Origin of the sequence: Salinibacillus kushneri (assembly GCF_900111405.1) — a bacterium.
Lineage (GTDB): Bacteria > Bacillota > Bacilli > Bacillales > Alkalibacillaceae > Salinibacillus > Salinibacillus kushneri.
In genome coordinates this window covers 92,246-104,495 of sequence record NZ_FOHJ01000003.1, presented here as the reverse complement: position 1 = coordinate 104,495, position 12,250 = coordinate 92,246, and the positions used below count along the sequence as shown (strand labels likewise).

The window sequence follows — 12,250 nt, the reverse complement described above, 5'->3', positions numbered from 1 at the left end:
TGACTATATTTATTTTTCTTGTATAATAAAGTCAAAAGGAAACGGAGGATAAAATTAAATGAAAAATAAAACTGAAGAACAATCATTTATTCATGACCAAAAAGGACGTTTTATAGAGGGAAATGAATTAGAAAATTTCGCCACGAAAACATTACCTGAAAGAATTAAATGGATTAGAGAAGAGCTCAATAAAATCTATACAGATGAATTCACTGTAAAGAAGGTAGCAAGCGAGAGTAACATTATTAGCCACCAAGGACTATATAATCTTGAAAACGGTGAAACGACTAGACCTAGAAAGACAACTGTGTCACAGCTAGCCAAATATTATTCCATTCCAGTGGAAGCATTGTATGATATTAACCCCTTACGCTTTTACTTGGGAAAAACATATGTGGAACAGCAACCGTATGAATTATTAAATGCCTACTACAAACTAAATGTAACAATGACGTTGCAAAACGTAGAAGGAAAAATCATTAAAGAAAACGAGGTAATATCCAATTTAGATTGTCTGGACATCGATTACGATGAATTACTAGAGAAAAATAAATTGGAGGTAGAATGGATTGAGAAAAGAAACATTAACCAGAATAAACGGATTAAGGCTATTACAAAACTATCTAACCATGGCAACGAGAAACACTAATATGAAAGTATTTAAAGGTGAATAATGAAGTATAAAATTAATTCACCTTTTAGCTTGGGAGGTGAAAATACAATGAACATTCCAGAGTACAAAAGGTCTGGAGAACAATTAGTTCTTACAAATAAACAGAAAAGCTTTCTTAATACATTTGCAGCTATAGCAAATAATGCAATGACTGAATATCAAAATAATACTCATAAACAAGTCGTAAAGGAAGTTAAGCCACATCAAACAAAGGAGGAGCTAGAATGAAAACAATGAATGCTGTTATTTATGCACGTGTTAGTACAGAAGACCAAGCTAGAGAAGGCTATAGTATTGCAGCTCAAAAAGAGTTGTTAGTAGAATATGCAGAAAGACACGGACTCACAATTATAGATGAATATATTGACGAAGGGAAAAGTGGCAAAAGTATAGATGGGCGTCCTCAAATGACTCGTTTACTAGAAGATGCTAGTCGAAATAAATTTGATGCTGTTATGACATATAAATTAGACCGTATTGCAAGAAGAGTTAGCGATGCATCAGTGATAGTCGAAACGCTAGGAACTCATAATGTACAGTTAATCAGTTTATCAGAGGGTATTGATACAACAACAATACACGGAAAGTTAATTTATAATATTTTAAGTGCTATCGCAGAAAACGAACGTGAGCAGATAGCTGGCCGTGTAAAAATGGGTATGACTCAGAGAGCAAAAGAGGGTAGATGGAATGGTGGTTTATGTCTTGGTTACGATTCCAAAGAAAAACAACTTTTTGTGAACCATGATGAAGCAAAAATAGTAAGAGAGATATTCGAACTTGCCGACCGAGGATATGGGTACAAAAAATAGCTGGAATCGTAAATCGTAAAGGGTATAAAACGAAACGAGGCAGAGAATTTTCCATTGCTACATTAAAAGGGATATTAGATAATCTGTTTATATTGGTAAAGTCCGATTTAATCAACATGAGAATTGGGCGGAAAAAAGGCGTAAGGGAAAAAATAAAGACCCTATCATTGTTGATGGTAAACACGAACCAATTATCGATACAGATTTATGGGAACGTGTGCAAATAAAAAGACAAGAACGCTCATTTAAAGCCGTGCAGTCTAATAAACCTTATTTTCTATCTAAACTAATACGTTGTCCACAATGTGGCGCTGGAATGGTAGCTGGAACATCTAATGGAAAAACAAAAAAATACCGATATTACAAGTGTGGTAACTTCCATAACAAAGGTGCATCTGTATGTTCATCTAATAGTATTAATGCTGACCTTGCAGAGGCACAAGTACTTGAGGAAATTAAACGCATAGTCACAGATTCTAACTTCATACAACAATTGGTCCAAAAAATGAATCAAGAAAGAGTAAATGCCTTTGAGCCACTAATAGCTCAAAAGAAATATATTGAATCAAAAATAAAGGAAAATGAGAAAAAGATTAATACTGCAATAGAGAAGCTAATGGATGACCCAGATTTAAAACCGCTAATTGAAGGGAAAATAAAAGAACAGCAACAAGAAATCGCATCCAATCAAATAGAGTTGGAAAAAATCGAGGAAGAGCTCGCAAACATCAATACAAAACCAATTGATTTAATGGCACTTCACCATCTTATTAAAAATATAGATGAAATACTGGAAAAAGTAAGTGGTGAGGAAAAGAAAGAGCTATTACGGATGATTGTGGAACAGATTGAGATTACGCCTACGGCTATGAAAAGAAGTCACAGCAGACAGCGAGGACGAGAGGTTACTAATATTAAGCTATACTTCGACTTTACCCCTGAAGCAGTAAAAAAAAGTCAAAAAGCCTGCTCTTAAAGATGGCAAGCTATGCTCATGAAGATATAGATTTATCTCCCTTAAATAAAGTGAATCCTACAGAAAAAGAGCTAAGGGACACATTGAGGTCCCTTTCAGTTTTACCCTCACTTATGGTACGGTTCACCGGTTCTTTAGGTAAAAAATTAAGATAGGAATTATACCTCCTACCTTATTTTTTAACTTAATCAACCCAATCACCTATCATTTCACATCCAGCAATAAATTTAGCTGAGAATATGACAGATTATATTGCTAGCAATTAAAGTTTGTTATAGTAATTACGAATCTTCTCAACAATCAGCTCTCTCCTCTTAACTAAGAAGGACTGATAATCATTTGACTCCATATCAAATATAGATTCTGGAACACAATTCATTCTAAGGTTCTCTTGCAGATCATTCCAGTTGTCAATTTCACCTATCTTTAATGGTTCTCCACCAACCTGTGACTTGATTTTTTCCATATATTCTTTTGGCGATTGTGCCTTAATAGCCAGGTTTACTACTTGTTCGGTATATGCGTAGTTTGCAATCTGATTATATTGTCTTCTGTTATTATAACCGTTGGACTGCAAATACTTTTTAGGAAAAACGTGGTGAACATCTCCTCTTTCTTCAATCAGCTGTTGAACAGTAATGGACTTGGACAAAAAGGCGTAATCCTTATCATAGATCTGTGACATTACATATAAATTGAAATATGGACTACTTGAAACCGATGTATTTAAATTAGCTGGCAATATATTCTTCCAGTAAGCATCAGACAACTCTCCTGCTTCCATGTTTCTTACATACTCCATTGGATCTTCGTGAGATTCAAAACGTTTGATATCAAAATCAAACATAGACTCCGGGGAACCCGAATATCGTTCTGTAAGTATAGAAGCGACAAGCCATCTTCTTACTATTTGATTAATGTGAGAATCATTAACATTCTTCTCACGTAATAAAAGGTATAAAGTGTATGCAAAGTTTAGAGCATTTTGTGATCGCACCAGTTTAGCATTTATAACTCCTGCTGACTTCAGAATCATGATAAACCGCTTAAAATTCGTTTCATTAACAAATTTCAATACACCGTCATGAAGCTTTTCAAAAGAATCCTCAATTATTTCTCCCTTATACTCTCGAGTTTCAAAATCTCTTCCGGACAATAAACTTACCAAATTTGAAAGCCGGCCCCGAAGAAATTTAAATGTAAAGGCTACTCGTAATAAATCAGAATAACTCGGTTCATAAATATTTGTATTATAATCTTTTAGCCATTTTATTTTGCTGAAGTCATCCGTTTGAGCATAGTCTTGATCATTTTGGACTATGTTGTCATAGATAGAAGGACTTTTAATTAAGTTACAAAAGTAATCTACCGTTTTCCTTATTAAGGGTCCATTATGTAAATCGTTTACAGATATTTTTGACATGGCAAAATCAGCTTGACTTAAATTAACACCAGCTGAATTTATACGAATAAATATTTCAGTAACTACTTCTATGTCTAGTGTATGGGCCAATTCAATTACACCTATCGAACTATACCGGACACTTGTTAACTTTTGTAAAATATCGTTTAATTCGTTATTACTAATTTCCGGGTTTTGTTGACAATAGTTATTTATAAAGCCAAAAGTATCAAAGCCCTGTTTAAATACTTCTGATATATCAGGAATCCACTTTTTATCTTTAAGAATTGCAGGGTTCTGAACTTCAAAAGTTTCTTCAATAGGATTGAACGCAATTTTTATCCTTCTTTTACTATAGTCTTTTGTAACAACTTCTTTCCCCGCAATAGCAGCCATAATTGCGGTTACTCTTTGCTGACCATCAATTAAAATTCTTTTGCCATGAGACACCGTTCCATCTTTAAGACGGGCATCTGGATTTTGCCACGTTATAATATACCCAACAGGATAATCATTATATAGGGAATCCAATAAATCTCTAACCTTAGAAGGTTTCCAAACAAATGGACGCTGTATTTCAGGTATAGCTACTATTCCCTGGTCAATCCAGCTTATTAAAGCGTTAATATTTGTATTGTTTACTTGATAATTAGACAAACAATCACCACCAATTATTTTGTACTAAAGATACTAGTTTAACAGAAACTATATTATTGAACTTTGTTTAGTTATATACAATTTTATGATCCGAAAAGTAATTAATCAAAAATACCTTTACTTTTACTAAAAGCATCCTTTCTCTAAATAACCCCCGCTTCAATATCTAACTAAAATCTATATAATACTTAGTATAATTATATCAAAAACTCTAAAACATTTACATAATCATCCAGTTAATCAATTTAGCATTACTATAGCAAATTCCTCTACAAAAACCACACATATTCTAAACAATCTTTCCCTCCATACTTGTCTTCAATCCCTCTATCAAACTCATAAGATTTCCTATCTTTAAAAGCCCATTTATACCTAATACTTCCATTTTCATCATTCGAATATTCAATTGAAATGAGATCACGGGGGATGGTTCATTAAAGAGAGAAATACATAACGTAATAAAATTGAAATCAAACTGTATAAATCATCTGTTAGTTTTCATGATATCTTATATACAAGTAATACAATTATTCCATCTGCTCATAATATACCTATAAGTTGATTTTCTAATATAAAATGTGGAGGCTATTTTATGGGCATACATCAAGAGGATAAAGAATGCTTGTATGAAGCCAGAGGTCAATTAAAAGATGAGGTTGTAGAATACAAGCAACTATTAACAGAATTGAAGATAAAAGCTAATGATTTAGCCAGCTGTTGTCCAAAAAATCCTGATACACGTCAAGAAGCCATAAAAGTGGCAAAACTAATTTCTGAGAATAGATGTCTATCAACCTACATTAAGAAAAAGAAGAAACCTCCATTAAAGGAACTTAAAAGGTTTCCCATAGAATACCATAAAACCATTAAGAAATATAAAAAATATATTATTGCCTTATCAATCATCTATATCAAGGAGTTTAACCACATCAAGAGGTACATTAGTCTTTAATGAGACATCCCTAACACTCTCTAAGCGTTTTCCCATTAAATAATCACCTTACTCAACGTAATCAATTTAAAATTACTTGTCGTTACTGGTGGATTATATATCATTAAATAAATAGTTTAAAAGAAATCTAAATGATTAATTCTTCGGAGTGGGAATACGGCTATTTTTCCTGCTCATATTTTTTGGTTAGCTGAATGAAGGACAGTTTCCCTAGCCTATATCTGATCTTTGTCCTTCATTTCATGGTATGAAAGACATTTCGCAGTGATTCCCCCTCTTTTTGTCTTTCATAAAGCTTATGAAGGACATTTAGATGACCTTTTTCCTTCTTATTGTCCTTCATCGGCCCTATGAGAGACATTTCCTCCACCCTAGTGAAATATTTTGTCCTTCAGCCCTCCCATTCCTGAAACTCAGCTGCCTACATACTACCCCAACTCATCCATATAAGCAGACATCACCCACTTATGGCACGTTCCCTGTATCAGTATTGAGAAAAAAATAAGAGAGGGCTTAATAACCTCTCTCTGGAAAAATTAAGATTTATAAAATACCTGTTATCCTTTCACTCTGTTTACTATACGTTTAGCGGGTATAGATGAAGGATTCTCAATCATCGCTTCATTAGTTTTGTCCGGGAAAGTCATACACATATTCTGGAAAGTCTGTAATGATGCCGTCCACACCCGCTTCAAATAATTCATCTGCATGTTTCTGTTCTCTTACTGTATAGGCATAAATCTCCATGCCAGAACGGTGCACGCGCTCCACTAATTCCTCGTCTACAAAATTCCGATTTGGGTTAAAGTAATCCGCGTAGGCTGCAAATTCCTGTAGCTGTTCATCTGTTACTTCTGCCCAATTCATACCTGCAAGAACACCATGTGGAATATTAGGCAGCAGTTCTTTTGATCTTTGGACCGATTCATGGTTGAATGATTGAATGATAACTTTATTGTTATTTGGTCGATGCATATTACGCTCAGTCAATACATCCGCCACTTTTTCTTCAACCCCTGGATATAGTTCAGGAGACTTCAATTCAATTAATAGACCAACCTTTCCACGGTATTTATCAACTATCTCCTCAAAGGTTGGAATCTGCTCACCCGCAAATTCCTCATCAAACCAGCTCCCTGCATCCAATTGCTGAATTTCCTCCAATGTAAAATCACCAACAAATCCCATTCCATTTGTTGTTCGGTCTACCGTCGTATCATGAATGGCAATCAGTTCGCCATCCTTAGTCATTTGCACATCAATCTCAATGTAATCCGATTTCATTTCAAAAGCTTTTTCAAAAGCAGCCATCGTATTTTCAGGCGCATGTCCGGAGGCACCTCTATGGGCTACATTTACCACCTGTTGCTGTTTTGCTGGTGTTTCCCCTATTGCTGCAAATGCTGGGACAGTAAATAAGCACATGAAAACAACGAACATAAAAATGATTGAAAAAATTCTTCTTATCAACAGAATCTCCCCTTTCTATATTTTGTTATCAGTGTAGTAAAAGACTATTAAAATCGTATAAATAGAACAATAAGAAACTGTAACAAAATATAGATCATTTGCAGCAATGCCAAAGTCCTTGACTCGAACAGAGCCCCATTGAAAATCACTCCACCTTGACAGTTCAGGAGTTGATATGGGCATATCGGGCACACTCAAATATCGGGATGGAAAACGTTACCCCCGCAACAAAAATTCGGCAAAAGCCAGTAAAATTGTCCTTTATTAGTAAAAGCATTTGGCAGTATTTCCGAGTTTATGATTCTTACTTCTTATTTGCTTGCGGGCCCCAAGATATATTTTAAAAGTACCCGGTACCTGCAATAGACAATTGTCCATTGGAAGTACCGGGTACATAAGGATTACTTCAAGTCTTTAACTCCTGTTTCCAGCATTTCAATCAGGAGAATGGTCTGTTCATCTGTAATGGTTTTATCTTTCCCGTTTACGATGGCCTCGTATAAATCATCATATACTCTGCCATAGTCACCATTGACGGATTTTACTTTTTCTTCGTGGATGGTTTCTTCATCATCCACATACGTCAGTACACCATAATGATTTAAAGTATCTACACCAAAGTCCTTGTTATCAGGCATATAAAACATCTTCAAATGTTCTTCCTGACGATCGACGGTTTCTTTAATAAAGGAGCCCTTCTTCCCATGAACGACGAAGCTTGGCCTTTGTTTAAGTCTGAAATAACTGGATTTTACAGATACTTTAAGCTTCCCATAATACAAATCCAAGTCAAAATAGTCATTCATTCTTCCTTCACCTAATAATTGCCTTACATCGTAATGTACATGGTCCGGCTTGCCAAAATAGCTGATGACCTGGTCTAGTGTATGACAGGCATGCTCATATAAAAAGGACCTGACAGGATCAAAGGAATGAACCGACTCAGGGACTTCCGGACGATAATAATCAAAGTGCATTTCCACTTCCAATAAGTCCCCTAAATTTCCTTCTTCAATCACCTTTTGGACAGTTAAAAAGTCACTATCAAAACGTCTATTTTGATAGGCCTGAACAATTAATCCTTTCTCTTTCGCCAAGGCAAAGATTTCTTTTGCCTCTTCTGATGTTTCCATAAAAGGCTTTTCAACCAGACAGTTTTTGTTATGTTCCAGTACTAATTTTGCGTATTCATAATGACTGTCAAGCTTGGTGCAAATCACAATGAGTTGAATGTCCTTGTCATTTAATAATTCATCCAAATCTGATGTGTAATTTACTCCTTCAATTGGATCCCAACGGTCATGATCAGGGTTTCGCCGATAAATGGTTTTCACGTTTATATTCTCTCTTTGCTGGACGAATGGTAGATGATATCGATTCGTACTTTTTCCATTTCCAATATAACCGATTGTTAGCATGGCAGCCTCCTATTATATATGTCGTCTGTCTTATTATCATTAAACTCTGTTTTCTGGCTTTGTATAGTATTATAAACGACTAAAACCTTCTTCTATTGAATGGTAAGAAAAGCACCTCCTTAAATTATCGATAGATCATGCAAGGAGGTGCTGCTTTATTTGTTTACATTATTTTAATCTCTTTAAAAAGGCCAACCTATTACATAATGCCTAGTACGTGGAAGACAATACCTACGATGAACAAGCCTAGAATCATAACAATTGGAGACACTTTCTTCCGTAGTAACCACATACAGAGTAAGGTTAATGCTAATCCGCCTAAACCAGGAATTAAGCTATCCAGGTTGTCCTGTAAAGTAGTTACATTCGTATCCGTTAATGACCGGCCGTTGTCATACTGCTGCAGTGCCGTTTTAACTCCTTCTGTCCCGGCAGGTAAGCTGCTCCAATCAATATAGGCACCTTCATTTAACTCAACCTCTGATACAGTTGGCGTAAACGTGACAGACACCCAGCGGTTAACTAAGGCCCCGAGGATGAACATCCCGAGCAATGACGCTCCCTTAGTAATATCTTTAAGCATTCCGCCGGATAAGTCTTCTGTAATTTTAGAACCAGCTTTATAACCAAGTTCCTGTGAATACCACATGAAGCCCATACGAATAAGGTTCCATAATACGAAATAAAGAATAGGTCCAAGGATGTTTCCGCTCATAGCAAGAGAAGCGGCTAATGCACCGAGGATTGGTTTAAGGGTAAACCAGAACATTGGGTCCCCGATACCTGCTAATGGCCCCATCATACCGACTTTTACCCCTTGAATAGCCGTGTTGTCAACCGGAGCACCATTTGCACGTTCTTCTTCAAGAGCTAACGTTACACCTAAAACAGGTGAAGCTACATATGGATGTGTATTAAAGAACTCTAAGTGACGTTGAAGGGCGGCAGAGCGATCTTCCTTTGTTTTATATAATCTTTTGATCGCAGGGATCATTGAGAATGCCCAGCCACCGTTTTGCATACGTTCATAGTTCCAGGAACCTTGAATGAACGTTGAACGCCACCAAATAGAAATACGATCTCTTTTTGTTAATTTCATTTCTTGATCCATTTTTATGTTCTCCTCCTTCTTAGTAAGAATCTATAATGTCGCCAATCGGGTCACCTGTGTTTCCGTTTCCACCATTACCTGACCCGCCTTGTTTTGAAAGGGCTAAATAGATAAATGCAAGCGATACACCGATAATACCTAGACCCATTAGTGTAATTTCTGTAATGGTTGCTAATACGAAACCGATAGCGAAGAATGGCCATACTTCTTTTGTAGCCATCATGTTAATAACCATTGCATAACCAACAGCTACGACCATTCCTCCTCCGATCGCCAAACCGTCTGTCAACCAGGTTGGCATAGATTCAAGCAGGTTTCTAACCGGACGTGCACCTATAGCGATAATTAATGCAGCTGGAATGGCAATACGTAAACCCTGCATGATAATAGCGATGATGTGCCAAAATTCAATGGTTCTGATTTTACCTTCTTTTGCTGCAGCATCCATTAAATGGACCAGTCCAGTTGCAATCGTACGAACGATGATGGTTAATAACAAACCTGCAACAGCAAGTGGAACAGCAATCGCAATTGCAGACGAAACACCGGCTTCACCTTGTCCACTTAAAACTAATATAATTGCAGAGGCAACTGATGCTAACGCTGCATCCGGTGCTACGGCTGCTCCGATATTTGCCCACCCTAAAGCGATCATTTGCAGGGTACCACCTAAGATAAGGGATGGCCCTAAGTTTCCTGTTACTAAGCCGATTAATGTACAAGCAATGATTGGCTGGTGAAAATGAAATTCATCCAAGATCCCTTCCATACCAGCTAAAAATGCTATGATAATAACTAATATGATTTGAATAATCGTCAAATCCATGATGATTAATCCTCCTTTTTCTCTGATAAATAGGATTAGTTCTGTTTATTTAACTCCTCTTGAGCTCTCTTGATAATATCGTCCATGTCTCCTCTTTGATCGGCTGGAACTTTACGAACGTCAAAATCCACACCCAATTCTTTTAACTTGGCAAACGTATCAATGTCATCCTGATCAAAGGCCAACACCTTATTTGGCTGAACCTTACCAGTTGAGTGTGACATCGAGCCTACGTTGATGGTCTCAAGTGGAACGCCGCCTTCAACTGCTCTGAGTACATCCTGTGGATTTTCAAAAAGTAGTAAGGCGCGTTGGCCGCCAAAGTGCTGATCATCCTTTGCAAGTTCAATCATTTTATGGATGGGAACAACGTGTGCCTTCACATTTGAAGGAGCAGCCTGTTGGATTAATTTTTTACGAAGCTCATCCTGTGACACTTCATCAGATACCACGATGATACGTGTCGGGTTTGTAGCTTTTGTCCAGCTCGTCGCTACTTGTCCATGAAGCAAACGAGAATCGATACGTGCTAAAACGTATTCAAATTTACCCGGCGCACCTGCACTTCCCTGTTGAGCAGCAGGTGTTGCAGATTCTGCTGGTTCCAATTCTTCAGGACTTACTTTAACTGCGTCTTTGGCTGTATCCAAAATACTTGCGGCAATTTCTTGTGCTGTGTTCATGGAGAAACGCGATGCAAAAGCTTCAATTAACATTGGTAAGTTCAAACCAGCAACAATCGCCCATTTGTCCTTGTGTTCCTCTATCAGGCTACTGGCCTGATTAAAAGGAGTTCCACCCCATAGATCGACTAAAAATAATACCTCATCCTGGTTGTCAAAAGAGGCAACTGCTTCTTCCATTTTTGCCTTTATGTCATCAGGTCCTTCACTTGGCTTCAATGTAACAGCCTTTACATTTTCTTGTTCTCCAAAGATCATCCCTGCGGATTGCAAGATACCATCAGCAAATTCCCCGTGACTGGCAATGATAATTCCTACCATTTTTTAACCTCCTTTTATAATAAATTACAGCTTAAATAAAGATGGAAAACTCCTCTAGTTTCACTTTATTTAAAGCGCTCTCAAATTCACAAAAATAATAAACATGAGAGAAAGTTTGATTAAATGAAGGTATGGGGTAAGCTATCCTGATTTTCGTTTCTACCAAAGCCTTTCTCTCATGCCTAATCTAATCAATAACATATGTGAACTATTTAATATTTTACTATTTTAATATTTTTTTGCAAGCGCTATAAATATAGTGTTATATAAAACCATCCATATTAAAGTGAGTATCCGTAGTAATATAGTACATAATTCGTTAAAGTGAAGGGAAAATTTTTTGGCACTATCTACAATTAATAGTTTTATAACTTGTTCTATTAAAATAATAATTCTGAATTTTTCGTATATACCGTAAAAAAAAGACAAGATTAATCTTGTCTTGTATACAAAACTATCCCTTTTTAAATTTACCTTTCAAACCGCGCTTAATGACATCAAAAAAACTTAATGAACGGACCATACGATTCGGATCAACGTATTTACGAGTGGCTCGCAAAACTTTTTTAGGATCTTTAGAAGAGAATGTAAACGTCCCATTCCGTTTCGTTTGGATAGCATAACGCGGAATCCATTTCCCTTTGAACATGACTGAGGCAATTACGTAATCAATTTCTTCCCAGGGAATCTGTATATATTTACGAGGATCACGTTTATTGTAGAATTCAAACCCTTTATCTCCAATCATAATCTTCCCATAATCTGAAATTCTGATGTGTGAGGTTGCATCAATAACTAAATCAACTTTTGTATTGATTGATTGGACCATCTAATCTACCTCATTTCCTTCTTTACTACTTTTTATTATACACGTTTGTTAGGACAACAACAAAACGATGTTTATGGCAAACTAAAAATGTAGTCTTTGGCAGTTAATTTATATAGTTCC

Annotated in this window: 12 protein-coding genes; 5 read left to right on the top strand and 7 right to left on the bottom strand. The window is 36.3% G+C overall.

Going from position 1 to position 12,250, the window contains the following annotated elements; translation table 11 throughout:
* The first annotated feature begins 58 nt into the window (after positions 1-58).
* The 4 genes from BMX63_RS05305 to BMX63_RS05290 all read left to right on the top strand — a co-directional run bounded on the left by BMX63_RS05305 (position 59) and on the right by BMX63_RS05290 (position 2,461).
* A complete protein-coding gene (locus BMX63_RS05305) occupies positions 59-649 on the top strand; it encodes a helix-turn-helix domain-containing protein (protein ID WP_093132715.1) in 591 nt (196 codons plus the stop codon).
* A gap of 72 nt (positions 650-721) precedes the next feature.
* A complete protein-coding gene (locus BMX63_RS05300) occupies positions 722-901 on the top strand; it encodes a hypothetical protein (protein ID WP_093132713.1) in 180 nt (59 codons plus the stop codon).
* Positions 898-1,485 carry a recombinase family protein gene (locus tag BMX63_RS05295; RefSeq protein WP_093132711.1) on the top strand — a complete coding sequence of 196 codons (588 nt, stop codon included), beginning with the start codon at positions 898-900 and terminating at the stop codon, positions 1,483-1,485. Before BMX63_RS05300 ends, BMX63_RS05295 begins: the two co-directional genes overlap by 4 nt.
* Positions 1,486-1,576: 91 nt before the next feature.
* The gene (locus BMX63_RS05290; RefSeq protein ID WP_281242730.1) at positions 1,577-2,461 is read left to right on the top strand and encodes a recombinase zinc beta ribbon domain-containing protein; all 885 of its coding nucleotides are present in this window, start codon (positions 1,577-1,579) and stop codon (positions 2,459-2,461) included.
* 262 nt (positions 2,462-2,723) lie between these two features.
* On the opposite strand, the gene BMX63_RS05285 is transcribed toward BMX63_RS05290, so the two are convergent.
* Positions 2,724-4,520 carry a GmrSD restriction endonuclease domain-containing protein gene (locus tag BMX63_RS05285; protein WP_093132707.1) on the bottom strand — a complete coding sequence of 599 codons (1,797 nt, stop codon included), beginning with the start codon at positions 4,518-4,520 and terminating at the stop codon, positions 2,724-2,726.
* A gap of 592 nt (positions 4,521-5,112) precedes the next feature.
* Here BMX63_RS05285 and BMX63_RS05280 point away from each other — a divergent pair.
* A complete protein-coding gene (locus tag BMX63_RS05280; RefSeq protein ID WP_093132705.1) occupies positions 5,113-5,472 on the top strand; it encodes a hypothetical protein in 360 nt (119 codons plus the stop codon).
* A gap of 624 nt (positions 5,473-6,096) precedes the next feature.
* Here BMX63_RS05280 and BMX63_RS05275 read toward each other — a convergent pair.
* The 6 genes from BMX63_RS05275 to BMX63_RS05250 all read right to left on the bottom strand — a co-directional run bounded on the left by BMX63_RS05275 (position 6,097) and on the right by BMX63_RS05250 (position 12,130).
* Positions 6,097-6,939 carry a glycerophosphodiester phosphodiesterase gene (locus tag BMX63_RS05275; RefSeq protein ID WP_425441461.1) on the bottom strand — a complete coding sequence of 281 codons (843 nt, stop codon included), beginning with the start codon at positions 6,937-6,939 and terminating at the stop codon, positions 6,097-6,099.
* 404 nt (positions 6,940-7,343) lie between these two features.
* Complete coding sequence (locus BMX63_RS05270; protein WP_093132703.1) at positions 7,344-8,360, bottom strand: oxidoreductase; 1,017 nt, start codon at positions 8,358-8,360, stop codon at positions 7,344-7,346.
* A 199-nt stretch (positions 8,361-8,559) separates the two neighbouring features.
* Positions 8,560-9,471, bottom strand: coding sequence for a PTS system mannose/fructose/sorbose family transporter subunit IID (locus BMX63_RS05265; protein WP_093132701.1), 912 nt, complete (start codon positions 9,469-9,471; stop codon positions 8,560-8,562).
* Positions 9,472-9,490: 19 nt separating this feature from the next.
* Positions 9,491-10,297: a PTS mannose/fructose/sorbose transporter subunit IIC gene (locus tag BMX63_RS05260; protein WP_093132699.1), complete on the bottom strand. Its 807-nt coding sequence runs from the start codon at positions 10,295-10,297 to the stop codon at positions 9,491-9,493.
* A 35-nt stretch (positions 10,298-10,332) separates the two neighbouring features.
* Entirely contained in the window at positions 10,333-11,301 is a 969-nt protein-coding gene (locus BMX63_RS05255; protein WP_093132697.1) for a mannose/fructose/sorbose PTS transporter subunit IIA, read from the bottom strand.
* Positions 11,302-11,755: 454 nt separating this feature from the next.
* Positions 11,756-12,130: a DUF956 family protein gene (locus BMX63_RS05250; protein ID WP_093132694.1), complete on the bottom strand. Its 375-nt coding sequence runs from the start codon at positions 12,128-12,130 to the stop codon at positions 11,756-11,758.
* Positions 12,131-12,250: the final 120 nt, after the last annotated feature.